This is a genomic window from Salipiger thiooxidans, from assembly GCF_900102075.1.
Taxonomy (GTDB): Bacteria; Pseudomonadota; Alphaproteobacteria; order Rhodobacterales; family Rhodobacteraceae; genus Salipiger; species Salipiger thiooxidans.
The window spans coordinates 44,345-69,962 of sequence record NZ_FNAV01000007.1 but is presented as its reverse complement, the minus strand read 5'-3'; the positions used below and the strand labels follow the sequence as shown (position 1 = coordinate 69,962).

Genomic DNA, 25,618 nt, shown 5'->3' with positions numbered 1-25,618 from the left:
CGGTGCGACAAGGCGGAAAAGGGGGGTGACGACTGCAGAAGCCGGCGCGAAAGCCGGTTTGCTGGGGGACACCGTCAGGCAGCGACGCGGAAGCGCATCCTGCCGCCGGGGTCAGGCGACCGGAGGTGCCCTCGAAGGACGCAGCGGGACCGCCGCAACATCATGAAGCACCGGCGGCGGTGACGTCCACTCGGCCGGATCGAGCGATAGTTCGGCAAGGATCAGCGTGACGGAGGGTTCCTGCAGGCTCATCGCCGCGTGCAGGCGGCAGGCGTCGCAGGTCTTGCCCGCATCCATGTCCGCTCCACCGCAGATGTCTTCCGCATCGAGCCCGAAGGTCTGCGCGTAGACCAGCGCGGCCTGCTCTCCCGGAGATGCGAAACGATGCGCGAAGCCTGACGTCGCGAGGGCGACGAACAGCAGCGCGATCAGCGCGCAGAAGGGGATGAACCGCATCGAAACCTGCATGGCCGGACCTGCATACCAGCGATGCGCGAATCCGCAAGCGTCCTGATTGCCGCGCCTGTCACTCTCCATCGCCGAGAAACCTGATGCCGGGCAGTGGACAGACAAAACCGGATCGCCGCATCCGAGAACAACGCGGGGCGGCCGGGGTTGCCGTCATGCGCCGCGAGCCAAGTCAACTCCTTGTCCAGCCAGATCCGTAGCGACCCGCGATTGCGAAGCGAAGCCGTGTAGCTCGACCAGTTCGTCATGCGCTATCGGGCGGCTGCAGGCTTGCTCATGCACCTCGTCTAACCGCATGGATTCACGATGTGAGGCCTTCGCAGACAGAGTTCTGCAACAACGCCGCGAGGAAATCGGTCCGGGGGCCGTTTTCCCCTCGCACGCTTCGGATGGGCCGGTCGCGATGCCGAGACCTTCGCGCTTGCCGTCCCCGTTCACAGCTACCGCCATGATCGCGGCGCGGGTGATGATCCGCCCACTCTTGCGCAGTTCCACGCAGGTCGCGTCGAGCCGGAGGCAGGGCCGGGCGCCTTCGGGCGGGCGGGAGACGAGTGCATTCACCCGCTCGTCGATTGCGCCACAAAGGCGACTGACCTGGCTCTGCCACAAGCCGCGTTCGTCGGGGGGACCGTCCACCGGACGATCCTCTGATCCTCCTCACCCCACCGCCTTCACCAGATCGCCTACAAAGGGCGGAAAGACCCCGTGGGCGCAGGCCTCCTGGATCACCGCCACCAGCGCCTTCTCAGCCGTCCGTCGTGGTGCCGGGAAGCTGGGCAGTCAGCTCCCCTTTCCAAGCTTCGGGATTTCCAGCGCGATCCGCCCGGCACGAGTGTCCCGGTAACCGTCCCCCTGATCCTCCCGCAGTGGAGAGGGAACGCCCTTCGCGGCACCGGCTCGGGCGTCTATCTCCACGTCCATGATCCGCTCGGCCGCGAAGGCCGGCATGTCGCGCTCTCGTCGGAACTCATGCATGTCCGATGCGAAGCCGGTAATCGCCATCGCGCAGACCGGGCCGATCACAGGCATGGTCTGACGCCTGCGGGCCACCCCGTTTTCCTTCGTGGCGGCGATGATGCGCTTGTCCAGCTTTTCGATCTCGGCTCCCAGTCGCGCGATCCGGTTAAGACAGAGCCGCCTCAGGTGTCGGACAACGTACTGGTAATCTTCTTCCGGGCGAAGGGCAGGGCGCTCGACGTTGGCGTTGCCCTTACCCGGAGCGATCGTTCGTGTCCGAGGATCTGGTGTCATTTCGACGCCGCTGACGGGGTGATCCCCCGTGGCCATCGGGGGGCAGGTCTGAGGTGGAGTTTCGACGCCTCACGAAGGGTCTGAAACAGACGGGCGGGATGAGCCGTATGTCATCGCCGAGCCGGGCGAGTTCCCGGTCCGAATAGTGCGCTGCCGCGCAGGCCTCCACGGCCACGATGCAGGGCGGCAGCGCTGACCTGACCTTCGCGGATTGTGACCCGGACAGCTTCTTGCGGAAACCCGCGCGCCCGTCCGACGTCGCGCCAAGACTCAGGAAGACCTGCTTTGCCAGGTCGACGCCGACGGTTCTGGTCTCATCCATGGAGGCCTCCTCTCCCTGTGGTGACGTCAGCATCACCCTCTTGGCACATCTAGATGCCGTCGGGCGGGGGCATCCACCCCGTCCGAGTCGGGTGTGTCTCCGATCTGCCACTTGAGCCCCATCGCGGCTGCCGGCCGGGCGCTGCGATGGGGTGGGATGCAGCGCTGAACACCTTGTGGCCTGACCACGATCGCAAGCAGGCTGATCCCGCCGCCGCTGCGGACCAGTCTTGTACCGCCGTTTCCACGATCAGGCGCCGTTGAGAATGGACCCGCGCCCGTTACGCTCGCGGCAATTCGATGCGGATGGTCGTGCCTGCGTCGCACTCCAGCAGTTGCACGCTGCCGTGATGTCTGCGCACGACCTGTTCGACGATGGACAGGCCCAGGCCGGTGCCCTCGCCGTTGCGTAGCTGCGAGAACCGGCGGAACGCGGCCTCTGACTGGTCTGCGGGAATGCCGATCCCGTCGTCCTGCACGGTGACCGCGACGCCCGCATCGCTCAGCGCGGTCCTGACGGTGATCCGGGTCATCCCGTCGCCGCCATGGCGCAGCGCGTTGTCCACGAGATTGGTCATCGCCTCGCCGATCAGGACCGGGTCTGCCTCGACCGGAAGAGGCTCGGCGGAGCGCTCCAGCGAAAAGTCGAGGTCGCGCATCAGGGCGGCGGGCGCCAGCGCCTGACACGCCTCTTCGATGACATCGTTCAGGTCGAACCGCTGCCATGTGTCGGTGTCGCCGTAGCGCAGGCGTTCGAGCTGGAGCAGCTGGTTGGTCAGACGGGCCGAGGAACGCGCCGCCGCGATCAGCTCTGCCTGCCGGGCGGCGCGCTCGGTCTCGTCGGTGACATCCGGAAGGGTCTCTGCCAGCGCCATCAGGGCGGCCGCGGGATTGCGCAGCTGGTGCGCGGCATCCGAGATGAAGACCTGGTGCGCCTCGATGCTGTCCTGCACCTGCCCGAACAGGCGGTTGAGCGTGGCGACCACCCCTGCGACCTCCTTGGGCACCGGGCGCCGGATCCGGCCCAGATCGTCCGGCGAGCGTCTGCGGATCGCCTCCTGCAGGTCGTTGAGAGGCCGCAGCCCGACCTGAACCCCGAACCAGATCAACAGCGCCAGCGCCGCCATCAGCCCGGCCATCAGGCCGATGGCCCGCAGAGCCAGCTCCTGCGCGAACCCCTGGCGGTCGCTCACGCGCTGCCAGACGGTCACCACGGTTTCGCCCGAGAGGTTGGCGATGGTGCGGGTCTCGGTCATCCGCAGCACGCGCATCTTTTCGCCCCGGTAATCGGCCATATAGTAGCTGGGAAGATCGCTTTGCAGGGCGGCGCCGGCGCGCGGAGGATAGGCATAGCCCGTGACGTAATACCCCCCCGGCCCGGTGACGTGATAAAAGATTTCCCCGCCCCCGGCATCCGAGATGAAGCTGCGGGTGCTGGGCGACAGGGCATCGCCGTCCGAAATCGCCACGTCCCGCGAAATGGCCAGCGCCGCGGCCAGGAGGCTGCGGTCGAACAGTTCTTCAGAGGTTTCCTGCGCGGCATGGAACCGCCAGATCCCCAGCAGGATGGATACGGCGAACAACGGCGGCAGGATCACCAGGAACAGCCTGAGCCGCAGCGAGATCGCCCTTCGCGGCGTCGTCCTGCGCCGACTAGCCGACATTGACGTCCAGCATGTAACCCAGCCCGCGCGCCGTCTTGATCCGGATGCCGAACGGTTCGAGCCGCTTGCGCAGCCGCGAGACATGCGGCTCGATCGCGGTTTCGTCGGTGTCCGACCCCGTGCCGTAGACATGGCTGATCAGCTGCGCCTTGGACACGATGCGTCCGCTGCGTTCCAGCAGGCATTCCAGCGTCGCGATCTCCTTTCGGGGGATGTCGAGCGGCGTCCCGTCCTGGAAGAGCTGCCGGGCGTTGCGGTCGAAGATCAGCGCCCCCAGCCTCTCGCGCGCCGCAAATTCCAGGTCCTTGCGCCGGGCCATGGCGCGCAGGCGGGCCTCGAGCTCGTCCATCTCGAACGGCTTGGTCAGGTAATCGTCCGCCCCCGCATCCAGCCCCGCCACACGTTCCGCCGTCTCGGACCGCGCGGTCAAAAGGATCACCGGGGTGCCGTCGCCGCGGCGACGCATGGCGCGCAGAACGGCAAGGCCGTCCATGTGCGGCAGGTTCAGATCAAGTACCACCAGATCTGCCCCCTCCTGCGCAAGGAAGGCATCCGCCTCGGCGCCGTCATTCAGCAGATCGACGGAGTGGCCACGATCCCGCAAACGGAACGCGATCCCGTGCGCCAGGGCCTCGTTGTCTTCGATGACGGCAATTCGCATGAGATGCCTTTATCGGGATGCGCAAGTTTCACGCAAGGTTTGTACAGCATGTTGCTGCCGTTGGAGGAGGGAATCATTCCCTTGCACAAGTAACGCTTTCAGCGTCGGGCGCCTGTCCGGCGTAAAAAGGTCTACGGGAGGATACCAATGACCATCAAGACCCTTGCCGCCTCGGCTGCAGCCCTCGCCCTTCTGAGCGGCCCGGCGCTGGCCGAAGTCGACTTTTCCGGAAAGACGATCGAATGGGTGATCCCGTTCTCGGAAACCGGCGGATCGGCCAAGTGGGCGAACTTCTTCGCTCCGCTTCTGTCCCAGGAGCTGCCCGGCAACCCGACCGTCGTGGTGAAATTCATGCCCGGTGCGGGATCGACCAAAGGGGCCAACTGGTTCCAGGAGCAGGAGCACAAGGACGGCACGATGCTGTTCGGCTCGTCCGGCTCGACCCAGTTCCCCTATCTGCTCGACGATCCGCGCGTGCGCTACGACTACAACGACTGGATCCCGGTCATGGCGACCGGCACCGGCGGCGTCGCCTACCTGAACCCGGAAGACGGGGCAAAGTTCGACGGTTCGGCGAACGGGCTTCAGGATGTCGACCTGATCTTCGGCTCGCAGGGGGCCACCGGGCTCGACCTGGTGCCGCTGCTGGCATGGAAACTGCTGGGCATGAACGTGGAGCCGGTGTTCGGCATCAAGGGCCGCGGTGACGGCCGCCTGATGTTCGAGCGCGGCGAGGCGACCATCGACTACCAGACCTCGTCCGGCTACCTGTCCGGCGCCGCCGATCTGGTCGCGGCCGGAACCGCCGTGCCGATGATGAGCTGGGGCGCGCTGGACGAGGATGGCAACATCGTGCGCGATCCTACCTTCCCGGACATGCCGTCCTTCAAGGAGGTCTGCGCCGCCACCGATGGCTGCGAGACCGAAGGCGTGGCCTGGGAAGCGTGGAAGGCCTTCTTCATCTCGGGCTACCCGTCGCAGAAGATCGCCTTCCTGCCCAAGGGCAGCCCGCAGGACGTGATCGACACCTATGTCGCGGCCTTCGAAGCCGTGCGCGCACGCCCCGACTTTGCCGAGATCTCGTCGAACGAAGTCGGTGAATACCCGATGTTCGTCGGCGAGGGCGCGGCGAAGGCCACCAAGGAGGCGACCACGGTGACCCCCGAGGCCAAGGCCTATGTCATCGACTGGCTCAAGGACTCCTACGGCGTGACGATCAAGTAATCGACGCGCCAGCGGGCCCTCTTCTCCTCCCCCGGGGGCCCGCAACCTTTCTTCTTTTCTGAACATTCAACCGAAAGAACGGTGCGATGGATCTCTTCGCGACCGCCCTGCCGGCGCTTGCCGACGCATGGGCGCTTATCCTGCAACCTTTGGTCCTGGGCTATCTGGTCCTGGGCGTGGTCATGGGGCTTGCGGTCGGCGTTTTCCCCGGCCTCGGCGGCATCGCCGGGCTGTCGCTGCTGCTGCCCTTCATGTTCGGCATGGAACCCGTACTGGGTCTTGCGCTGATGATCGGCATGGTGGCCGTGGTGCCGACCTCGGACACGTTCTCTTCCGTGCTCATGGGCATTCCGGGCTCGTCCGCATCCCAGGCCACCGTGCTCGACGGCTTTCCGCTGGCGCGCAAGGGTCAGGCGGCGCGGGCGCTGTCGGCGGCCTTCACCGCCTCGCTTTTCGGCGGTCTCGTCGGCGCGGTGTTCCTGACATTGTTCATCGTGGTCGCGCGCCCTCTGGTTCTGGCCTTCGGCCTGCCGGAAATGCTGATGATCTCGATCCTCGGCCTGTCCATGGTGGCCGTGCTTGCAGGGCGCGTTGCGCTGAAGGGTCTCGCGGCGGCGGGTCTCGGGATGCTGATCGGCACCATCGGCGTGGCCGATGCGGGCGGCTCGTTGCGCATGGCCAGCTATGACTTCCCCTACCTGACGGACGGGCTGCAGCTGGTGATCGTGGGCCTGGGTATCTTTGCCGTGCCCGAGATCGTGTCCCTGCTGAGGCAGGACCGTTCCATCGCCAAGGATGCCGCCCTCGGGGCCGGCTGGATGGACGGCGTACGCGATTGGTTCGCCAACAAGTGGCTGTCGGTGCGCTGCTCGCTGATCGGCGTCGTGGTGGGGGTGATCCCCGGCCTCGGCGGCTCGGTCGTGGACTGGATCGCCTACGGCCACGCTGTCCAGACCACGAAGGACAAGTCGCAATTCGGCAAGGGCGAGATCCGCGGCGTGATCGGGCCGGAAAGCTCGAACAACGCCAAGGAGGGCGGCGGGCTGGTTCCGACGCTGCTGTTCGGCATTCCCGGTTCGGGCTCGATGGCGATCTTCATCGGTGCCATCGCCCTGCTGGGATCGGGCGACATCGAGGTCGGCCCCGCCATGCTGCGTGACAACCTCGACATCACCTATTCCATCGTCTGGCTGCTGGCGCTGGCCAATGTCGTCGGCACGCTTCTGTGCATCGGCGTCTCGGGCGGCATCGCCAAGCTGACCACCATCCGCTTCACCTACCTCGCGCCGTTCCTGTTCATGCTGATCGCCTTCGCGGCCTTCCAGTCGGGGCAGAACTTCGAGGACATCCTCGCCCTCTTCGCCATCGGCCTGATCGGCATCTTCCTGCGCCGCTTCGACTGGTCGCGTCCGGCCTTCCTGATCGGCTTCGTGCTGTCCAACCCGGTCGAGAAATTCTCGAACCAGGCCTTCCAGATCGCGTCGTTCCGCTTCCGGAAGTCGTTCGAGGACGGGATGGACTACATCTTCTCGCCGATCGTCATCGCCCTGCTGATCATCACGGTCGTCTCGGTGGTGCTGGGTCTTCGGCAGGCCAAGACCATCATGGCCGAGGGCGACGTGCAGTCGGGCTCCAAGCGCGCACCGATTGTCTTCCTGATGGTCATCATGGCCTATGTCCTGGCCGCTCTGATCAACGCCAACGCGATCCCCGATTACAACATGACGGACAAGATCGTGCCGCTGGTGATCGGAGGCATTACGCTGGCCGCCCTGCTGATCCTGCTGGTGCAGATGATCTTGCGCCCCGAGGGCGACACGATCTTCGCCGACAAGGAATCCTCGGGCGAGGATGCCGATGCGCCCTACGGGCTGTGGGGTACGCTGGCCTGGTTCGCGGGTCTGATCGCGGCGACGTATTTCGTCGGCTTCATCCTCGCGCTGGCGGGCTTCCTCGTCATCTTCCTGAGGGTGCGCGCCCAGGCCCCCTGGCCCAAGACGCTGATCCTCACGGCCTGCGGCCTCGCGCTGATGTGCGTGATGGCGGGTGCCCTCAACCGCGACTTCCCGCCGGGTCTTCTGCAGCACGCGGTCGATCTGCCCTGGCCGCTGCACTGACCGTCCGGAGACACTGACATGACACAGACCGGCATTCCCTTTGTCTTCATGCGCGGCGGCACCTCTCGCGGGCCGTACTTCAATCGAGCCGACCTGCCCGAGGACCGCGAGTCTCTGGCCGAGGTGCTGATGGCGGCGCTTGGCGCGGGCCACGCGATCAACATCGACGGCATCGGCGGCGGTGTCGCCGTGACCACCAAGGTCGCGATGCTGTCGCGCTCCGACGACGACTGGGCGGACATCGACTATTTCTTCGCCCAGGTTTCGGTCGAGGATCGGCTGGTCGACTTCAAGCCGACCTGCGGCAACATCCTGTCGGGCGTCGGCCCGGCGGCGATCGAGATGGGTCTCGTCACCCCCAGCGGCGACGAGACCGAGATCCGCATCCGGGCCGTGAACACCGGGGCGCGGGTGCTGGCGCGGGTGCAGACCCCGGGTGGCGCGCTGCGCTATGACGGCGACACGTCCATCGCCGGCGTGCCGGGCACCGCCGCCCCCATCGCGCTCAGCTTCATGGGCGTGGTCGGGTCCTCGACCGGGGCGTTCCTGCCCACCGGCAACCTGCGCGACCGCTTCGACGGCATCGACGTCACCTGCATGGACGTGGCGATGCCCATGGTCATCGCCCGCGCCGCCGATTTCGGCCTCTCGGGCTACGAGACCGTGCAGGAACTGGACGAGAACCGCGATTTCTTCGCCCGCATGGAGGCGGTGCGCCTTCAGGCGGGCGCCGCCATGGGCATGGGCGACGTGTCGAAATCGGTCACGCCGAAGTTCGGCCTGCTGGCCCCGGCGCGGGACGGCGGCACGATCTGCACGCGCTATTTCATGCCCTGGACCACGCATCCGTCGATGGCGGTCACGGGATCGCAATGCCTCGCCTCCTGCGCGCTGACGCCGGGCACGGTCGCGGACGGGCTGCTGGAGCGGCCCACCGAAAGCCCGGCGAATGTGGTCTTGGAACACGCCTCCGGCACCATCGAGGTACTGGTGGATTTCGAGATGAACAACCACTTCACTCTCAATTCCGCCGGGCTGCTGCGCACCGCGCGCAAGCTGGCGGACGGGCATGTCTACGTGCCCGCCTCTGTCTGGAAAGGCCAGTAACATGCCGATGATGAACCTGCTCGTCGCCTTTAACGGCTCCGAAGGCTCGGTTGCCGCGCTGCGCTATGCCGCCGTGCTGGCCGACCGGCTCGGCGCGCATGTCACCGCGATGCTGGCGCACACCGCCCACGATGTCATCGACAAGCGCTCGCGCTGGATTCCCAAGGAAGCGCGCGCGCTGCTCGACGAGGTCGGCGCCAACGTCCTGCGCGAGATCGAGGCCACGTTCGAAACCGAACGCACTGCCCTGGGGCTGACCAACACGCTTCAGCTGAGGGAGGTGAAAGGGCGCGTCGATACCGTTCTGTCCGAGGCGGCCCGGCATTACGACATGCTCATTGTCGGCAACCACGCGGAGACCGACGACGAACACGTGACCCTGCACCCCGACCGCATCGCGCTGATGTCGGGGCGCCCGGTGATCGTGGTCCCGGCTGGCTACGAGGGCGATGGCCGCCTGACCCACGCGGCCCTTGCCTGGGACGGCGGGCGCGCCGCCGCGCGCGCCCTGTCCGACAGCCTGCGCCTGCTCGAGGACGCAGGACGGGTCAGCGTGCTGACCGTGGGGCCGCGAGCGAGTTGGCCGATCGAGGACCTGATGACCCACCTTTCCCGGCACGGGGTCGACGCCGTTCACGAGGAATGGCCCACCTCGCATCCCGTGGCCCCCACCTTGCTGAGCTGGTGCAAGAAGCACCGCCCGTCGCTGCTGGTTCTGGGGGCGTTCGAACATTCCAAGTTCCGCGAGGATCTGCTGGGCGGTGTTACCTCCGAGGTGCTGTCCCAGATCGACATCCCCGTCCTGCTGTCCCATTGAGGAACCCGTCATGAACGCTTTCGAGAAACTGGCCCAGATGCGCCGCGACCTGGAAGAGATCCGCAGGGAGCTTACGCAGCCCAACCCCTCCGAGCAGATCACCGAGGCCGACCGTGCGATCCTGCACGACCGCGTGAGCCGGGCGATCAAGGCGCTGTCCCCGCACGGCTGAGCCCGCTGCATGACGGTGCCTATCCCTGACGACTGGTTCGACACGCTGCGCGGGGTGCCCTGCTTCCGCCTGCTCGACGGCCATCAGGAGACGGTCCGGACCGATGCCGCCCCCGGCGAGGCGACGCTTGCGGCGCGTCTTGCCGGGGCCGATTGCGTCGTGCTCTTCCGCGAGCGCACGCGCCTCACGCCCGGCCTGCTATAGCGGCTGCCGGATCTGCGGCTGATCCCGCAGCGCAGCGTCTGGCCGCATGTGGATGTCGCGGCCTGCACCGACGGGGGCGTGCTGCTGTGGTCCAACACCGGCGCGCACGGCGCGACTAATGCCACGGCAGAGCAGACCTTTGCCCTGATCCTTGCCGCCATGCGCCAGCGAGCGCAGCAGATGGCCAGCGCCACGGCGGGCAAGTTGCAGACAGGCGTCGGGCGCACGCTCCGCGGCCGGACGCTGGGGCTTTGCGGTGGGGCTTTGCGGTTACGGGCGGATCGGCCGGGCGGTGGCGGGCGACGCCTGCACCTCGGGTGCGCCGATCCACATGGTCAATCCTTCCGTCTGCCGGCGATGAGCCCGGCCACGATCGGGGCGCCGACGATCACGATGACGATGCGCGTCAGATGGTGGGTGATGACAAAGCCCAGATCGGCGCCCGTCACGATGGCCAGGACCGTCATCTCGGCCTGACCGCCCGGCGCGAAGGCCAGGTAGGCGGCCACCGGATCGCCCAGCCCCATCCACGAGACGATGCCCGAGAACACCGCCGCCAGCACCGCCAGAACCACCACATAGGCGATGCCCGCCGCCACGACACGGGTCAGCTCGCGCAGGGTCACGCCGAGAAAGTGCACCCCGATGCCGCAGCCGATGAAGAACTGCGCCGCGAGGATCGCCTCGGCCGGCGGGCGGAAGTGGATCACCCCGGACAGCGACAGCGCCGCCGTGACGATCATCGGCCCCAGGATCGACGCGCCGAAAAGGCCGATGCGCTCTCCGCCCTTCCAGCCGATCCACGCGGCGGCGACCATGATCAGCAGCTCGTGCCACGGCAGATCCGCGACAGGACTGCCGATCGGGTTGGTCAGCGGCGCGCCATAGAAATGGCCCAGGATGAAGGGCGCCAGCGTCACGATGATCAGCACCCGTGTCGCGTGCACCAGCGACAGCACCCTGGGGTTGGCTCCGGCCTCGGTGCCGAAGATCACCATATCCTGAAGCCCCCCCGGCATCGCCGCATAGTAGGCGGTGGGTCCGTCGAAGCCCCAGAGCCTGCGAAAGAACGGCACGCCGATCAGCGCGATGGCCGCGATGAAAAGCGGGATCAGCGCGACGGACGCCGCCATGCGCGGCAACTCGGCGATGACCGCCGGCGTGATCGACGCCCCGACCGCCACCCCGAGGATGGTGCGCGCCGCGACGGACACCTGCCCGAATCCTCTGAGCGGGACATGCGCGAGCGCCCCCGCGAGGCAGAACGTCATCGGCCCGAACAGGAAGGGCAGCGGCAGCCCGAGCAGCCAGAACAGGCCCGTCCCCGCCGCCGCGAGGGCGAATGTCAGACCCCGCTGCCCTGCCGTTCGAGTGAATAAATGTTTGCGCAAACCTGCCTCCTGCCTCCCTTGACGCCTTCATGAATACTCTTGTATCCACGTGGATACAATAGCAACGGAGAATCGCGTGACGACCGAAGATGACAGCACCCCGCAGGGCAACGCGGCCTATGCGCGCCTGATTGCCGAACTGCGCGACGGGCGTCTGAACCCGGGCGACCGCTTGCGCGAGACCGACCTTGCGGAACGGCTCGGCATGTCCCGCACCCCGATCCGCGAGGCGATCCGCCAGCTCGAGGCGGATGGCGTCGTCACCCACGTTCCCCGCCAGGGCGCCTGTATCCGCACGCTGGATTATGCCGAGGTGATGGAGCTTTACGAGATGCGCGCCGTGCTCGAAGGGACAGCCGCGCGGCTGGCCGCGCGGGCCGCTTCGGACATCGAGATCGAAGAACTGGCGGACATGAACCAGCAGATGGCGCAGCTTGGCGACGCGCCGGATGCCTTTGTGCTGAACCGGCAGTTCCATGCCGCGCTGCTGGACGCGGCCAAGAACCGGTTCCTCGCCCGGTCGATCCACGTTCTGCAAAAGGCGCTGATGATCCTCGGCCCGACCACGCTGACCGAACCGGACCGCGCCGCGAAGGCGGTCGAGGAACATTTCGGCGTGCTCGACGCCATCAAAGCGCGGGACGGCGCGCTCGCCGAAGCCGCCATGCGCGCCCATATCGAAGCGGCACAGCGCGTGCGCGTCCGCGCCCTGCGTGCCCTGCCGACACGTTCCCCTGGATATGACGGAGATCTCCTGTGACCCTCCCTGTTTCAAGCCCCGACATACTCGTCGTCGGCGGCGGCAATGCGGCGCTCTGCGCGGCCATTACCGCCGCAGAGGCGGGTGCCCGCGTCCTGATCCTGGAAACTGCGCCGAAGCCCTATCGGGGTGGCAATTCCCGCCACACGCGCAACTTCCGGTGCATGCACCACGGCCCCCTGGGGCCGCTGGTCGACAGCTATACCGAAGAGGAATACCTCGCCGACCTGCTGAAGGTCACCGGCGGCAAGACCAATGAAGGGCTCGCCCGGCTGGCGATCCGCACCTCCGAGGAATGCCTGCCCTGGATGGAGGCGCATGGCGTGCGCTTTCAGCCGTCGCTGTCGGGCACGCTGTCGCTGGCCCGCACCAATGCCTTCTTCCTCGGCGGCGGCAAGAGCCTGGTGAACGCCTATTACCGCACCGCCAAGGCCCTTGGCGTCGAGGTGAAATACGAGGCGGCCGTCACCCATCTGGAGCTGGTCGACGGGCGGATCGAATATGTCGAGTACAGCCAGGGCGGCGAGACCCACCGCCTGACGCCGAAATCGGTCGTCGTGGCCTCGGGCGGCTTTCAGGCCGATACCGACTGGCTTGCCCGCGCCTGGGGCCCGGCGGCGAAGAACTTCCTCATTCGCGGCACCCGCTACAATCGCGGCGTCGTGCTGGCCGACCTGCTGGATCAGGACATCGAGCAGGTGGGCGACCCGACGCAATGTCACGCGGTGGCCATCGACGGGCGCGCGCCCAAGTTCGACGGCGGCATCGTCACCCGCCTTGACTGCGTGCCCTTCTCGATCGTGGTCAACAAGGACGCCCAGCGGTTCTATGACGAAGGCGAGGATGTCTGGCCCAAACGTTACGCGATCTGGGGGCGCCTCGTCGCAGCCCAGCCGGACCAGGTGGGCTATGTGATCATCGACGCCAAGTCGCTCAATCTGTTCATGCCCTCGGTCTTCCCGCCGATCAAGGCCGACACGCTCGAGGAGCTGGCCGGCAAGATGGGGCTGCCCGCCGACGCGCTGGCGAAGACCGTGGCCGAGTTCAACGCGGCCTGCGGCGACACCTCGAACTTCCACCCCACCGAACTCGACGGCGTCAGCACCACTGGCCTCACCCCGCCCAAAACCAACTGGGCCCGTCCGATCACCGAAGCGCCGTTCTACGGCTACTCGCTGCGCACCGGCGTGACCTTCACCTATCTCGGGCTGAAGGTCGACGAGAATGCGCAATGCTCCATCGGCAACCGCCCCGTGTCCAACCTTTGGGCAGCGGGCGAAACCATGGCCGGGTCGATCCTCGGCCAAGGCTACCTCGCCGGTTTCGGCATGACCATCGGCACCGTCTTCGGACGCATCGCAGGCAAGGAGGCCGCGGCATATGCAAATGCAAACTGATCTGCTCCAGGAGGCGCGCCGCCAGGCCGAAATCTGCAACGCCTGCCGCTATTGCGAGGGCTACTGCTCGGTCTTCCCGGCGCTGCACGCGGAACGCGCCTTTTCCGACGGCGACCTGACGCAGCTGGCCAACCTGTGCCACAACTGCCGGGGATGCTATTACGCCTGCCAGTATACCGCCCCGCACGAGTTCGACCTGAATCTGCCGCAGGCGCTGGCCAACGTGCGCCAGGACAGCTGGGAAGAGCTTGCTTTCCCGAGGGCTGCGGGCAAGGCCTTCCAGAAGAACGGCCTGCTGATCGCGCTTGCGACGGCGATCGGCTTTGCGCTGCTGTTCTGGGCGGCGAAGGCTCTGGCGAGCCAGGGCGGCGAAGGCTTCTACGCGGTGCTCTCGCACAACGCGATGGTGGCCATCTTCCTGCCCGCCTTCCTGTTCCCGCTGCTCAGCATCGGGGTCAGCCTGAGACGCTACTGGCACCGGGTCGAGGCGCGCCCCTTGAAGCTGGCGCATCTGGTGCAGGCGGTCCGGGAGGCCGCCAACATGAAGAACCTCAAGGGCGGCCACGGCGACGGCTGCAACTTCGAGGACGAAGACCGTTTCACCCACGCCCGCCGCGCTGTGCACCAGGCGGTGATGTACGGCTTCCTGCTGTGCTTCGCCTCGACCAGCGTGGCCACCGTGATGCATTATGCGCTGAACATGCCCGCGCCTTACGGCCTGTTTTCGCTGCCGAAACTGCTGGGCCTGACCGGCGGGCTGCTGCTGGTGGTTGGGTGTTTCGAGATGGTCAGGCTCAAGCTGCGCTCCGAGCGCAAGCTTGGCGCGAGCGGTGCCTTCGGCGGCGAGATCGCCTTTGTCGGGCTGCTGGGCTTCGTCGGCCTGAGCGGGCTGGTGCTTTATGCGATGGGCCAGACCGCGGCCATGCCGGCACTTCTTGCGATCCATCTGGGTGCGGTGCTGGCCTTCTTCCTGCTGATGCCCTTCACAAAGATGGCACATGGCTTCTACAGGCTCGCCGCCCTCGCGGCCGATGCACAAAGAAAGGGATAAACCCGGTAGCTCGTACTTTGTTGAGTGAGGCGATGCCGCCCCGGGTGCGGCCGCCTTCCTCTTGCCCGGCGACGAGGGCGTTCTTTCCCGTCAGGGCGATCGGCCTGAGGAGGGTCGCCACGGCATCACCGGCACCTTGTCAGCGAACAGCGGGTCGGTCGGGAGCGCGCTGGCAGAGCATTGCCGTGCCAGCGCGTTTTCCTAGGAGGAGTTGTAACGGCGAGTCGCTCTCCATAGCGCAGAAAGTCTCAAGCGCCTCACCGTCACCCCCAGACCGCGGCAAGTTGATTAAAAAGCGCTGCAACAACCGGCGAGGAGCGTCGCGACTCCGCCGACAGCATTACCAGGCATGCGGGGACACTGTGGGTTTCACAAATGCTGAGGCCGCAGGATATCTGTTGCGCGCGCGCGATGGATTCCCGGCATAGGCACAGACCGACCCCGGCGCGCACCATTTCCAGCATCGACGCCTCATGATCGACCAGGGCAACGACGTTTTGCGCGCAGCCGTGTTCCGAAAAAATCCTGCGCAGCAGCCGATTGTGGACGGAGGCTGTACTTGTGCCGATCCACGGCAGCTTGGCCAGGTCGCGCCAGTCTGCGTTCGACACCTTGGTTTCCCACCCTGCGGGCGCGATGATACGATAATCGAACATGACGAGAACGCGTGACCGCATGCGCTCAGCCGAGACGAGCGCATCGACCGCTTCCGGTGCTGCAAGGTAAAATCCGGCGTCAATCTGGCCCCGCCTCAGCTTTTCAAGAATTTCACCGCTAATGCCATGGACCAATTCCGTGGTGATGCCGGGATGTGCTTCGCCCAGTTGGTTCAGCAGAGGACCGAGCCGTATGAACTCCGGATCGACGATCGTGCCGATGCGTAGCGCGCCTGAGATCTGACCGATCTGCCTGCTGGCACTTTGACGGAACTCCGCCATCGCCGACAGAACGCTCTCTGCCTTGGGCAAGAGGGCCGCGCCGTCGCGGGTCAGCTCAACGCCGTGGGGGGTCCGCTTAAAAAAGCTGACGCCGGTCTCTTCGCCCAGCCGCTTGATCTGGTGGCTGATCGCAGGCTGAGTGAGATTCAGGACCTCCGCCGCACGCGAGACGCTCCCCTCCCGCGCGACGGTTACGAAGGCTAGAATACTGTTGAGGCTGGTGAATCTCTGCATATTACAGATACTAATATCAGTCAGAGAGTTATGTCATTTGGAATGTTTTTGGACTCTGTCTAGACAGTAAGGCGCTGATGGGTTGGGAGGCCGCGTTGCCCGAAGGGATGGACGCCGCGGACGCTGCGCGAGATGGCTCTCCTTCGCCCGGCACATAGGGGAGAGGACATGGCCGCGAGCACGACAAACTTCGACTTCATCGTCATCGGAGGCGGGTCTGCCGGATGCCTCTTGGCCAATCGACTCAGCGCCGAACCGGGCAACCGGGTCCTGTTGCTGGAGGCTGGCAAGCCGGACAACTACGCTTGGATCCATGTGCCTGTCGGATATCTCTACTGCATTGGCAACCCTCGCACCGACTGGATGTACAACACCGAGGCCGACCAGGGTTTGAACGGTCGCAGCCTGCGCTATCCCCGCGGCAAGACCCTCGGCGGATGTTCTTCGATCAACGGCATGATCTACATGCGCGGCCAGGCGCGCGATTACGACAATTGGGCCGAGCTGACCGGTGAAGAGGACTGGTCGTGGAATGGCGCGCTGCGCGATTTCATGGCGCATGAGGATCACTACAAGCTGGACCATGGCGCCGATCCTCAAGTGGGCGACAATGAACGCTTTTCCGACATGCACGGACATGGCGGCGAGTGGCGTGTCGAAAAACAGCGTTTGCGCTGGGACATTCTCGACAGTTTCGCCGATGCTGCGGTGCAGGCGGGGATCGAGAAGACAGACGATTTCAACAGCGGTGACAATTCGGGCGTCGGTTACTTTGATGTCAACCAGCGGTCGGGCTGGCGCTGGAACACCTCCAAGGCGTTCTTGAAACCGGCGAAGCAACGGCGGAACCTGACGGTCTGGACAGAGGCCCAGGTCGAAAATCTGCTCTTCGAGACGGATGCCGACGGCGGGGTGCGGTGCTCCGGCGCGCTGGTCCATCACAAGGGCAGGGCGCTCAGCGTGACGGCCCGACGCGAGACGATCGTGTCGGCCGGGGCGATCAATTCGCCGCAGATCCTCCAGCTCTCGGGGATCGGTCCCGCAGAGGTGCTGCGCGAGCACGGCATCAAGGTGCTGCGGGACGCTCCCGTCGGCGAAAACCTGCAAGATCACCTGCAGATCCGCGCGGTCTACAAAGTCAATGGCACGCGAACGCTCAACGCACTCGCCAGCACCCTTTTCGGCAAGGCGGCGATAGGCGCGGAATATGCTTTCAAGCGCTCTGGCCCAATGAGCATGGCGCCGAGCCAGCTCGGCGCGTTCACCCGATCAGACAAGACGCGGCCCCACGCGAACCTCGAGTATCACGTTCAGCCGCTCAGCCTCGACGCTTTCGGGGAGCCGCTGCACGCCTTTCCAGCGATGACGGTCAGCGTCTGCAACCTCAACCCGAGCAGCAGGGGAAGCGTGCGCATCGGCTCTGCCAGCTTCCGCGATGCGCCGAAGATTTCGCCGAACTATCTGGCCACCGAAGATGACCGAAAGGTGGCCGCCGACAGTCTGCGACAGGTCCGCCGCATCATGTCGCAGCCTGCTTTGGCGAACTACAAGCCCGAGGAATTCAAGCCTGGCATTCAGTACCAGAGCGACGAGGAGCTTGCCAAGCTGGCCGGGGACATCGCCAACACGATTTTCCATCCGGTCGGTACGGTGAAAATGGGGAGCAAGGATGACGACACCGCCGTTCTGGATCCGCACCTGCGGGTCAAGGGAGTGGCGGGGCTGCGGGTCGTCGATGCCAGCATTATGCCGGAGATCACGAGCGGCAACACCAACTCTCCGACGCTGATGATCGCCGAGAAGGCGGCACGCTGGATCTTGGCCGGACAATGACACGCGCGTCCCATCTTGGAGGAACCATGCGCACATCCTTCTCAAATCTGCCTCTCACCGGGGTGAAAGTTGTGGATTTCGGGCAGTACATCGCCGGACCCGCCGTGGCGATGCTGCTGGGCGATCTGGGCGCGACGGTCGTGCATATCGACCCGCCGGAAGGCCCCATGTGGGACAGCCCCGCCAACGCGACCCTGATGCGCAACAAGCTGATCGTGAAGCTTGACCTCAAGTCCGACGACGGCCTGGCCAAGGCGCGCGCGCTGTGCGCCGAGGCGGACATTCTTGTCGAGAATTTCCGACCTGGCAAACTCGCCGCGCTGGGTATCGACTTTGCGGCCATGCGCGAGGAGCGACCTGAACTCATCACGGTGTCCATACCTGGCTTTGCGTCCAACGATCTTGAACGCCGTGAGCAGCGCGCGTTCGAAAGTGTCGTCGCGGCCAGTTCCGGCGTATTCACGGACATGGGGCTCAACCGCGTGTTGATGGGTCTCAATCCTTCCTTCTCGCCATTGCCTCTCTCTTCTGCCTACGCATCGCAGATTGCGGCGTCGGCAACTGTACTTGCACTGCAATCGCGACAGTTGACCGGCCTCGGCGACCAGATCGAGGTGCCGCTGGCGGCGGCGGTGATGGAGGGGCTTTGCTATAATTCCATCAAGGTCTCCGACATGCCGGCGCGCTACCTGACGCAGCGCGAGATCGAAATCGAACGGCGCCGCGTCGAAGGTCTGCCGATGAACGTGTCGTACCAGGACCTGCAGGAGCTGCTCGACCCGTTCTTCCGGAGCTACATGTGCAAGGATGGACGTGGGTTCTATGTCGTCTGCCCCAGCCACAAGAACCACGCCCGACGCTGCCTCGAGGTGCTTGGCCTTTATGACGAGATGATCGAGGAGGGTCTTCAGGAAGAAGACGACACCTACAAGCCCCAGTCGGAATGGAAGTCCGATACATCGCTCGGGGTCTACCCCATGCCGAAGCTCTGGGCCGACAAGATCGCCGCGCGGATGAAAGAGGTGTTCATGACCCGCACCTCGCATGAATGGAAGCGCATGTTCGGTCGAGCGGGAATCCCCGGCGCGCCGCAGCGCTGGCTGCAGGAGTGGATCAACGACGAATATGCCGAGACGTCCGGACTGATGATTGACGTCTGGGATCCGGAGTACGGCGAGATGATTCAGCCCGGTCCGGTGGTCTGGATGGAAGAGAGCGGCGAAGAGGCACTGAGCCCGGCCCCGCGCCGCTGGGTGGAGTTCGACGAGGCGCTGAAGACCCTGCAAAAGCTGCGTACCGAGATTCCGGATGTGGAAGATGGCATCGAGCAGGAAGGCTGGTTGTCGGGGGTTCGCGTTCTGGACATGTGCAATGTCATCGCCGGCCCGCATTCGGCCAGCTATCTCGCGCGGTTCGGCGCCGAGGTGATCAAGATCGACCCGGCCACGCCGCTCTACGACAGCTGGAACACGGTGGTCTACGGGCTTAGCCAGGGGCGGGGGAAGAAGTCGATCCTTGCCGACGTGAAATCCGAGCACGGCCGCAAGGTCTTCGAGGACCTGGTGAAATCGGTCGACGTGATCTTCTGGAATGCGCCGGACAGCCAGATCAAGCGCATGGGCCTCGACGCCGACAGTCTGCGCAAGCTGAACCCCGAGGCGATCTTCTGCAAGCTGGATTGTTTCAGCGGCGTGCGGCGCGGAACGCGCACTGATTACATCGGCTATGACGACCTCGTGCAGGCGATCACAGGGATCATGCTGCGGTTTGGCGGCGCAATGGATCGGCCCGAAGAGCATGCCCACGTTGGCACGATCGACGTCATGTGCGGTTTCGGCGGTGCTCTGGCGGTCGCTGCCGCCCTGTATCAGAAGAATCGCTTTGGCCGTATCGGGCGCGGGCGGACGTCGCTCTCTGCCAACAGCGGGCTGTTGCAGGTGCCTTTCGCTTATGACTTCCGGGGCAGGGGGCTCTTCGATGAACCCTCGGGGCCAGAGGCCAACGGTTACGACTCTCTCAGTCGTTTCTACAGTACGGCCTCCGGCGTCTATATCCTGCTGTGTGCCTATGAAGCCGACCTGCCGCGATTCCGGAATGTCGAAGACTTGTCCGACCTCCCCGACCTTGCGGAAGAGGATCGCGCAGCCTACCTGGCAGGTGCATTCCAGATGCATCCCGCCACGGAGTGGATCGCGCGCCTGCGTGCGGCAGACATCGGCTGTGCGCTCTGCAACAACATCGATGCTCTTCGCTCCGAGAATATGCGGGAGCCGGACGGTACGCCCGGCACCGAGCGGGGCAGCTATTCGTTTTCGCAGTACGTTGACCACCCCAGCGGGCACGAGGTGATCCAGCTTGATCCCTACGCGGTGCGCCCGACGCGCGGGAAGGTCTTTGCCCTCTCACCGACGGAGAAGTTCGGCACGTCCACCCGAGCCATCCTGAGCGAGCTGGGTTACTCCGACGCGGCCATCGAAAGGATGCTGAAATCCGGACAGCTCAGCGAAAGCTGGAGCGCGGAGTACCTTCCCAGCTGAGGGTAGATCAGGGCGGGCAGAAATGCCCGCCCAACCCATGCAGCGCGCCGCAGTTCATCGCAGGGTCCGGGCGGCTCTGTTGCACAATTCGGCGGCTGACCAAGGCACCCTTGTCCCCGGACGCTCTAATTCCGCGGCTTCCGTGACGGGTCTCTCGGCGGGCGGCACAATGGCGATCGAACCGTCTGATTTCACGCCATGTTCGGCGCTGGCGCTTTGCGTCCTGGGCGAGCGTGCAGGCTTCCCCGCGGGTGTGTTTAACGTGCTGACCGGCCGTCCCGAGGTCATCGGTGGCGCGCTCACCGCCTCGCCCGTTGTGCGCAGGCCCAGCTTCACCGGTAGAACCCGGGTGGGGCGCTCGCTGCTTGCCGGGCAATGCGCCCCGACGCTCAAAAAAATGTCGCCAGAGCTTGGCGGAAACGCATCCTTCATCGTCTTCGATGACGCTGATCTCGTCGCGGCGGTCGAGGCGGCGATGGCCTCGAAGTTTCGCAACGGCGGCCAGACTTGCGTCTGCGCCAGGCGCGCGCTGTCGTCAGACAGAAGCAGGGTTTTCAACGTCATGCCCCAACTCCTTCAGATCCTGATAGCGGTCGCCGATACGATGGTGCGGCCGTCCGCCGATCGAGGCGCCAAGCCCTACGACGATCTCGTCTGGGCCCGGAGCATCGGCCACCGAGAGCTGAATCGTCAGGTAGTGGCTGCGCCGCCCGCCGTCGTTCTTGTCCATCAGCGGAATCTGCAGCGAGGCATTGGCGGGGCCACGAGTGTTTGTGAAAGCGAGATAGGATTTCGCCCCGACCGCCTCGCGGAAATGGTTTCCGAACCGCAGCGTGTGGATCAGCCCCGAGGCGTGCCCGACTTCGCCATTGATGCCGACCATGGCGGCCTTGCCGTAGCCTTCGACCCGGTCGCCGCCCCCGGCGGCCTCCAGCACCATCGCTGTCAGCAGAGCGCCGAGTTCAGGGGCCGTGTCGAGGATCGCCGGGCGCAGGTCTTCGACGAACCCCATCCCTGCCCAGGGATTCCGCAGCACCGCGACGGCGGCGATCATCTTGAGCGGGGTCGGCGAGGCCTTCCCGCCCTCGATCAATGTCGTTTCGACATGCAGAAGGTCTGGTGACCCATGTGCCCAATCGCGGCCCGATCGTCGCCGAGATGAGCTGGGAGGACGCCCGGCAGATCTACGACATCCGCCTTAAGCTCGAGACCGACGCCGCCATGGCCTGCGCGCGCAACATGACGCCGGAGCTTGCACAGCGCCTGAAGGAGGCTCTGGCTGAGTTGCAGAGGGCGGGCCACGATCAGGCTCCGGGCGCGCTCTTCAAGGCAGCAACCCGGTTCTACGCGCTGATTTTCGAAGGCGCACGTCACAACATCGCGTGGGAGATCGTCCAGCGGCTGAACGGCCGAATCTCACGGCTGCGCGTCCTCACCCTGACCAGCGACGAGCGCGACATGCAGGGGCCGGAGCACATGCAGGCGATCTGCAATGCGATCACCAATAGCGATTCGGAGGCCGCTCTGGCTGCGGTGAAGGCGCATCTAATCGAGGTCAAGACCATCGCCCGTCACCTTTTGCCGGGCAATGCAAAGGAATAGAAGTACGGGCGGAGCTGGATTAGTTTTCAGCGGCGGAGAGACACGAGGTTCTCTCGCAGGATTGCTCTGAAAAACGCTCTCCTACTGGGAAGCATGTCGCTATCTATCCGCTCCGGGGCTGAAGTCGGAGCGCGCACAATTGGAATTTCCACTCGGCAGCATCACATTGGCGCTTGTGGGAATCCAAGCCAGAGCAGGGCGGTCGCCCAGGCATCAAACCGCGGCTCTGGAAACACGTCTTCGCGCTGGCGCCAGTCAGGGCTGACCGTGGCCGCGTTGCTCCAACTGCGCCGGAGGCGGACCGAGTGGGGCCGTGCTCTGTCTGGGTGCGCGGCCTTTCTGTCGATGGGGCTCTCGTGGCGGGGGAGTTGGTCAGCCGGAGCCAGCCCGAATGGACAAACTCGTTGGCGCCACTGAAGAACCCAGATCCAGTTTGCTAGCCGCAGGATTTCGGCAGGCCCGGTAAGAAACCATTGTCATCGCGACCCTTCTCTCTTGAGGAGATGTGCATCTTTCTAACGAGATGAGCTACATGCCGTCCGCACTGGACTGTCGCCTCTCCTGCTGTATTGATGTCGTCCGAAGCGGTCCGGATACGTCTGGAACCCGTGGAAAAGACCCATCAAATTTTCGGGAGGAAACATGGATCGTCGTTCTTTCATTCGCCGTGGTGCCCTGGCGGGCGCCGGCGCCGCAGCGCTGGCCAGCCCAGCTGTCGCGCAGGACCGTATCACCTGGCGTATGGTCACAACATGGCCAAAGAACTTTCCTGGTCTGGGTGTCGGTGCACAGCGCATGGCAGACCGGATCACCGCCGCATCTGGTGGCCGCCTCACCGTTCAGGTCTACTCTGCCGGCGAGATGGTGCCGCCTCTGCAGTCTCTGGATGCGGTGATCGACGGCACCGCCGAAATGAGCCATGGCGCCGCCTATTATTGGCAAAACAAGTCCACCGCCCTGAACTACTTCACCGGTGTGCCTTACGGTATGACGGCCGGTGAACTCGCAGCCTGGGTGCGTCACCTCGGCGGGCAGGAGCTTTGGGATGAGGTTTATGACCAGTTCGGGGTACAGGCCTTCCTGTCTGGCAATACCGGCACCCAGGCGGGGGGCTGGTTCCGTGAGGAATTGACCGGTCTCGACAGCCTCAAAGGCTTGCGCTTCCGTACGCCCGGTCTGGGCGGTCGTGTCTGGGAGAAACTGGGTGCCACGGTGACGAACATGGCCGCGGGAGAGATTTTCCAGGCGCTGCAGTCGGGTGCGCTGGATGCGGCCGAATTCGTCGGCCCCTACAACGACCTGGCGCTCGGCTTCCATCAGGTGGCGAAGAACTACTATTTCCCGTCCTTCGTGGAGCCGGGTCTCGCGACCGAGCTCGTGGTCGACAAGGCCAAGTTCCAGGAACTGCCCGACGATCTTCAGGCCATCGTTCGCGATGTCTGCCAGGCGGAATATGACAGCGTCTCCTCCGATTTCGTGGCAAACGATCCGCGCGCGCTCAAGACTCTTGTCGAAGATCACGGCGTTCAGGTTCGTCAGTTCCCCGAGGAGATTCTCGAAGCCGGGGCAGGGGCCGCGATGGAGATCATCGCCGAGTTGCGCGACAGCGGCGACGAGATGACCCGCAAGGTCACCGAGCACTTCATCGAATCGCTGAACATGATGCGCACTCGCACCGAGGGCAACGACCTGAGCTTCATCCAGGCGCGGGCCCGCTACTTCACGCTTTGAAGGATATCCCTTCGTCGAAACAGAAGGGCCCGGACGATGTCCGGGCCCTTTCGTTTTTCACCTGCGGCACCTGTGTCCCGGCGGGCTCAGCCTCCGATGAGGCCGGGGAGCCAGGTGACCACGCCCGGGAAGGCGAAGAGCATCGCGATTGCCAGGATTTGCAGCAGCACAAAGGGCAGGATGCCCTTGTAGATGGCTGAGGTCGGCACGCTGTCGGGCGCCACGCCGCGCAGGTAGAACAGCGCGAAGCCGAAGGGGGGCGTCAGGAACGAGGTCTGCAGGTTTACCCCGACCATGACGCCAAGCCAGACCGGGCTGATGTCCATGGCCAGCAGGACCGGCGCCGTGATCGGGATCACGATGAAGATGATCTCGAAGGTGTCGAGAATGAAGCCCAGCACGAACATGATCGCCATGACTGCGGCGACCGCCATCAGCGGCCCCCCCGGCAGACCGGTCAGGAACTCGTGCACGAGGTTGTCGCCCCCCATCATCCGGAACACGACCGAGAAGACCGCAGCACCGAAGAGAATGATGAAGACCATGCTCGTGATGGTGGCGGTCTGGATTGCCGTCTCGTGCACGATCCTCCAGGTCAGCTTCCACCGGAATGCGGCCAGAAGTGTGGCCCCCACGGCGCCCACCGAGGCTGCCTCGGTCGGCGTCGCGATGCCCCCGAGGATCGAGCCCAGCACCGCCAGGATCAGCAACAAGGGTGGCAGAAGTGCCGTGACGATCTCGCGCTTCAGCTCGGCCTTTTCCTCAGGCGGAACGGGGGTTGCGGGGCAACTCTCGGGATCGACGATCGCCTTGAAGATCACGTATCCGATGTAGAGAAGCACAAGAAGCACGCCCGGCAGCATGGCCCCCGCGAAGAGGTCGCCGACCGAGACTGGGCTGGGGGCGAAGTTGCCCTTGGCCATCTGCACCTGGGCATTGATCCCCGAAAGCATGTCACCCATGAAGATCAGGACGGTCGACGGCGGGATGATCTGGCCCAGCGTCCCCGAGGCGCAGATCACGCCCGTGGCCAGCGTCGGTTTGTAGCCGGCGCGCATCATGGCCGGTAGCGAGATCAGACCCATGGTCACCACCGTGGCCCCGACCACGCCGGTCGAGGCCGCCAGCATTGCGCCCACGATCACCACGGAAATCGCAAGGCCACCGCGCATGTTGCCGAAGAGTTTGCCCATGGTCATGAGGAGCTGCTCGGCGATCTGCGATCGTTCGAGCATCACCCCCATGAACACGAAGAGAGGGACTGCCACCAGCACCTCGTTGGTCATGTAACCAATGTAGCGGTTCGCCAGCGAGCCGAAGTTGGAGGGATCGAAAACCCCGAAGTACATGCCAACGGCGCCGAAGATCAGGGACGTCCCCGCGAGGGTGAAGGCCACCGGGAAGCCCAACAGCAGAAAGCCGATGATGCCTACGAACATGAGGCCGGAGAGAAGTTCTCCGATGAGGACGGGGTCCATCAGACGGCCTCCGTGGGATGAGTGGGATCTTCCTTGCGGCCATAACGGATGCGATCCGGGACAAGCTCGTCGCGGCCCGCAAGCACGAGGATCGAGCGCAGGAGCATGGCCAGACCCTGCAGCGCAACCAGCGCGGCGAAGACGAGGATGAAGGTCTTCAGCACATAAAGTCCAGGCATACCGCCGACATTGGCAGAGCCTTCACCGTAGCTCCATGAACGCAGCACGAAAGGCCACGCGTAGGCCCAGACCACCCACATGGCAGGGAACAGGAAAATGACCACGCCCAGCAGGTCGATCAGCGCTTTTTTCTGCGCAGAAGCTGGGCGGTAGAAGATGTCGACGCGTACATGATTGTCGCGCAGGAGGGCAAAGCCTGCCACTGCGGTGAACATCGCGCCGTTGAGCCAGATGTAGAGATCCTGAAGCCAGACGTGGCTGACGGCAAAGGCATAACGCTGTACCACAACGGTAAAACAGACGATCACGATACCGACCGCCAGCCAGGACATGACCGTCCCGACCACGGTGTTGATCAAGCAAATGATGGCGGCAATCCGCCCGACGAACTTCACGCTGCGTCCTCCTCCTGAGGGCCGGGAAAACCGCCCGGCGATACAGCGTTCTATGCCTGCCCCGAAGCGGAAGTCCAAGCGGTGG

21 protein-coding genes and 3 pseudogenes are annotated in these 25,618 nt (G+C 64.9%); 14 read left to right on the top strand and 10 right to left on the bottom strand.

The genetic code is table 11. From position 1 onward, the window contains the following. Window positions 1-111 precede the first annotated feature (111 nt). The 5 genes and pseudogenes from BLQ77_RS11815 to BLQ77_RS11790 form a co-directional block, all read right to left on the bottom strand. Window positions 112-537 (bottom strand): polyketide synthase, encoded by a 426-nt coding sequence (locus BLQ77_RS11815; protein ID WP_242661698.1) that lies wholly within the window; start codon window positions 535-537, stop codon window positions 112-114. A gap of 26 nt (window positions 538-563) precedes the next feature. Next, window positions 564-716: pseudogene (locus BLQ77_RS11810) on the bottom strand (transposase); the annotation flags it as partial. 133 nt (window positions 717-849) lie between these two features. Then, window positions 850-1,422, bottom strand: a pseudogene (locus tag BLQ77_RS11805) (transposase); the annotation flags it as partial. Between the two features lie 899 nt (window positions 1,423-2,321). Beyond that, the gene (locus tag BLQ77_RS11795; protein WP_089959254.1) at window positions 2,322-3,704 is read right to left on the bottom strand and encodes a sensor histidine kinase; all 1,383 of its coding nucleotides are present in this window, start codon (window positions 3,702-3,704) and stop codon (window positions 2,322-2,324) included. After that, window positions 3,694-4,365 (bottom strand): response regulator transcription factor, encoded by a 672-nt coding sequence (locus BLQ77_RS11790; protein WP_008888089.1) that lies wholly within the window; start codon window positions 4,363-4,365, stop codon window positions 3,694-3,696. Before BLQ77_RS11790 ends, BLQ77_RS11795 begins: the two co-directional genes overlap by 11 nt. 147 nt (window positions 4,366-4,512) lie before the next feature. Here BLQ77_RS11790 and BLQ77_RS11785 point away from each other — a divergent pair, with 147 nt between their 5' ends. From BLQ77_RS11785 to BLQ77_RS29330, 6 genes are all read left to right on the top strand, one after another. Then, window positions 4,513-5,589 carry a type 2 periplasmic-binding domain-containing protein gene (locus BLQ77_RS11785; protein ID WP_089959252.1) on the top strand — a complete coding sequence of 359 codons (1,077 nt, stop codon included), beginning with the start codon at window positions 4,513-4,515 and terminating at the stop codon, window positions 5,587-5,589. An 86-nt stretch (window positions 5,590-5,675) separates the two neighbouring features. After that, entirely contained in the window at window positions 5,676-7,706 is a 2,031-nt protein-coding gene (locus tag BLQ77_RS11780; protein WP_089959249.1) for a tripartite tricarboxylate transporter permease, read from the top strand. Window positions 7,707-7,724: 18 nt separating this feature from the next. After that, window positions 7,725-8,813, top strand: coding sequence for a 4-oxalomesaconate tautomerase (locus BLQ77_RS11775; RefSeq protein WP_089959247.1), 1,089 nt, complete (start codon window positions 7,725-7,727; stop codon window positions 8,811-8,813). Between the two features lies 1 nt (window position 8,814). Continuing rightward, on the top strand, window positions 8,815-9,630 hold the full coding sequence (locus BLQ77_RS11770) for a universal stress protein (protein WP_008888275.1): 816 nt from the start codon (window positions 8,815-8,817) through the stop codon (window positions 9,628-9,630). Window positions 9,631-9,640: 10 nt separating this feature from the next. Next, entirely contained in the window at window positions 9,641-9,802 is a 162-nt protein-coding gene (locus BLQ77_RS28735) for a hypothetical protein (protein ID WP_008888049.1), read from the top strand. 9 nt (window positions 9,803-9,811) lie between these two features. Continuing rightward, window positions 9,812-10,006, top strand: a complete 195-nt coding sequence (locus BLQ77_RS29330) for a hypothetical protein (protein WP_242661697.1) — start codon at window positions 9,812-9,814, stop codon at window positions 10,004-10,006. 335 nt (window positions 10,007-10,341) lie between these two features. On the opposite strand, the gene BLQ77_RS11760 is transcribed toward BLQ77_RS29330, so the two are convergent. Next, the gene (locus BLQ77_RS11760; protein WP_008888304.1) at window positions 10,342-11,397 is read right to left on the bottom strand and encodes an AbrB family protein; all 1,056 of its coding nucleotides are present in this window, start codon (window positions 11,395-11,397) and stop codon (window positions 10,342-10,344) included. A gap of 76 nt (window positions 11,398-11,473) precedes the next feature. On the opposite strand from BLQ77_RS11760, the gene BLQ77_RS11755 reads away from it, so the two are divergent. From BLQ77_RS11755 to tcuB, 3 genes are read left to right on the top strand one after another with little or no spacing between them, the layout of a single operon-like run. Next, window positions 11,474-12,157, top strand: a complete 684-nt coding sequence (locus BLQ77_RS11755) for a GntR family transcriptional regulator (protein WP_089959244.1) — start codon at window positions 11,474-11,476, stop codon at window positions 12,155-12,157. Beyond that, complete coding sequence (tcuA, locus tag BLQ77_RS11750) at window positions 12,154-13,554, top strand: FAD-dependent tricarballylate dehydrogenase TcuA (protein WP_089959242.1); 1,401 nt, start codon at window positions 12,154-12,156, stop codon at window positions 13,552-13,554. Before BLQ77_RS11755 ends, tcuA begins: the two co-directional genes overlap by 4 nt. After that, complete coding sequence (tcuB, locus tag BLQ77_RS11745; protein ID WP_089959239.1) at window positions 13,544-14,605, top strand: tricarballylate utilization 4Fe-4S protein TcuB; 1,062 nt, start codon at window positions 13,544-13,546, stop codon at window positions 14,603-14,605. Before tcuA ends, tcuB begins: the two co-directional genes overlap by 11 nt. 263 nt (window positions 14,606-14,868) lie before the next feature. Here tcuB and BLQ77_RS11740 read toward each other — a convergent pair whose 3' ends face one another. Beyond that, on the bottom strand, window positions 14,869-15,777 hold the full coding sequence (locus tag BLQ77_RS11740) for a LysR family transcriptional regulator (RefSeq protein ID WP_089959235.1): 909 nt from the start codon (window positions 15,775-15,777) through the stop codon (window positions 14,869-14,871). Between the two features lie 168 nt (window positions 15,778-15,945). Here BLQ77_RS11740 and BLQ77_RS11735 point away from each other — a divergent pair, with 168 nt between their 5' ends. From BLQ77_RS11735 to BLQ77_RS11725, 3 genes and pseudogenes are all read left to right on the top strand, one after another. After that, the gene (locus BLQ77_RS11735) at window positions 15,946-17,610 is read left to right on the top strand and encodes a GMC family oxidoreductase (RefSeq protein ID WP_089959233.1); all 1,665 of its coding nucleotides are present in this window, start codon (window positions 15,946-15,948) and stop codon (window positions 17,608-17,610) included. A 26-nt stretch (window positions 17,611-17,636) separates the two neighbouring features. Continuing rightward, window positions 17,637-20,147, top strand: coding sequence for a CoA transferase (locus BLQ77_RS11730; protein ID WP_089959230.1), 2,511 nt, complete (start codon window positions 17,637-17,639; stop codon window positions 20,145-20,147). 151 nt (window positions 20,148-20,298) lie between these two features. Continuing rightward, window positions 20,299-20,673: pseudogene (locus BLQ77_RS11725) on the top strand (aldehyde dehydrogenase family protein); the annotation flags it as partial. A gap of 9 nt (window positions 20,674-20,682) precedes the next feature. On the opposite strand, the gene BLQ77_RS11720 reads toward BLQ77_RS11725, so the two are convergent. Beyond that, window positions 20,683-21,201 (bottom strand): amino acid synthesis family protein, encoded by a 519-nt coding sequence (locus tag BLQ77_RS11720; RefSeq protein WP_242661709.1) that lies wholly within the window; start codon window positions 21,199-21,201, stop codon window positions 20,683-20,685. 65 nt (window positions 21,202-21,266) lie between these two features. Here BLQ77_RS11720 and BLQ77_RS11715 point away from each other — a divergent pair, with 65 nt between their 5' ends. Both BLQ77_RS11715 and BLQ77_RS11710 read left to right on the top strand, forming a co-directional pair. After that, the gene (locus BLQ77_RS11715; protein ID WP_242661696.1) at window positions 21,267-21,749 is read left to right on the top strand and encodes a GntR family transcriptional regulator; all 483 of its coding nucleotides are present in this window, start codon (window positions 21,267-21,269) and stop codon (window positions 21,747-21,749) included. Window positions 21,750-22,391: 642 nt separating this feature from the next. Continuing rightward, window positions 22,392-23,480, top strand: a complete 1,089-nt coding sequence (locus BLQ77_RS11710) for a TRAP transporter substrate-binding protein (protein ID WP_089959225.1) — start codon at window positions 22,392-22,394, stop codon at window positions 23,478-23,480. An 86-nt stretch (window positions 23,481-23,566) separates the two neighbouring features. Here BLQ77_RS11710 and BLQ77_RS11705 read toward each other — a convergent pair whose 3' ends face one another. Both BLQ77_RS11705 and BLQ77_RS11700 read right to left on the bottom strand, forming a co-directional pair. Beyond that, complete coding sequence (locus BLQ77_RS11705; protein WP_008888238.1) at window positions 23,567-24,958, bottom strand: TRAP transporter large permease; 1,392 nt, start codon at window positions 24,956-24,958, stop codon at window positions 23,567-23,569. Further along, complete coding sequence (locus tag BLQ77_RS11700; RefSeq protein WP_089959222.1) at window positions 24,958-25,533, bottom strand: TRAP transporter small permease subunit; 576 nt, start codon at window positions 25,531-25,533, stop codon at window positions 24,958-24,960. Before BLQ77_RS11700 ends, BLQ77_RS11705 begins: the two co-directional genes overlap by 1 nt. Window positions 25,534-25,618: the final 85 nt, after the last annotated feature.

Coding starts and splice junctions, on each gene's coding strand:
- BLQ77_RS11770 (WP_008888275.1), top strand. CDS start 8,815: ATGCCGATGATGAACCTGCTCGTCGCCTTTAACGGCTCCGAAGGCTCG.
- BLQ77_RS11795 (WP_089959254.1), bottom strand. CDS start 3,704: ATGTCGGCTAGTCGGCGCAGGACGACGCCGCGAAGGGCGATCTCGCTG.
- BLQ77_RS11780 (WP_089959249.1), top strand. CDS start 5,676: ATGGATCTCTTCGCGACCGCCCTGCCGGCGCTTGCCGACGCATGGGCG.
- BLQ77_RS29330 (WP_242661697.1), top strand. CDS start 9,812: ATGACGGTGCCTATCCCTGACGACTGGTTCGACACGCTGCGCGGGGTG.
- BLQ77_RS11720 (WP_242661709.1), bottom strand. CDS start 21,201: ATGATCGCCGCCGTCGCGGTGCTGCGGAATCCCTGGGCAGGGATGGGG.
- BLQ77_RS11710 (WP_089959225.1), top strand. CDS start 22,392: ATGGATCGTCGTTCTTTCATTCGCCGTGGTGCCCTGGCGGGCGCCGGC.
- tcuB (WP_089959239.1), top strand. CDS start 13,544: ATGCAAACTGATCTGCTCCAGGAGGCGCGCCGCCAGGCCGAAATCTGC.
- BLQ77_RS11705 (WP_008888238.1), bottom strand. CDS start 24,958: ATGGACCCCGTCCTCATCGGAGAACTTCTCTCCGGCCTCATGTTCGTA.
- BLQ77_RS11730 (WP_089959230.1), top strand. CDS start 17,637: ATGCGCACATCCTTCTCAAATCTGCCTCTCACCGGGGTGAAAGTTGTG.
- BLQ77_RS11815 (WP_242661698.1), bottom strand. CDS start 537: ATGGAGAGTGACAGGCGCGGCAATCAGGACGCTTGCGGATTCGCGCAT.
- BLQ77_RS11775 (WP_089959247.1), top strand. CDS start 7,725: ATGACACAGACCGGCATTCCCTTTGTCTTCATGCGCGGCGGCACCTCT.
- BLQ77_RS11735 (WP_089959233.1), top strand. CDS start 15,946: ATGGCCGCGAGCACGACAAACTTCGACTTCATCGTCATCGGAGGCGGG.
- BLQ77_RS11790 (WP_008888089.1), bottom strand. CDS start 4,365: ATGCGAATTGCCGTCATCGAAGACAACGAGGCCCTGGCGCACGGGATC.
- BLQ77_RS11740 (WP_089959235.1), bottom strand. CDS start 15,777: ATGCAGAGATTCACCAGCCTCAACAGTATTCTAGCCTTCGTAACCGTC.
- BLQ77_RS28735 (WP_008888049.1), top strand. CDS start 9,641: ATGAACGCTTTCGAGAAACTGGCCCAGATGCGCCGCGACCTGGAAGAG.
- BLQ77_RS11785 (WP_089959252.1), top strand. CDS start 4,513: ATGACCATCAAGACCCTTGCCGCCTCGGCTGCAGCCCTCGCCCTTCTG.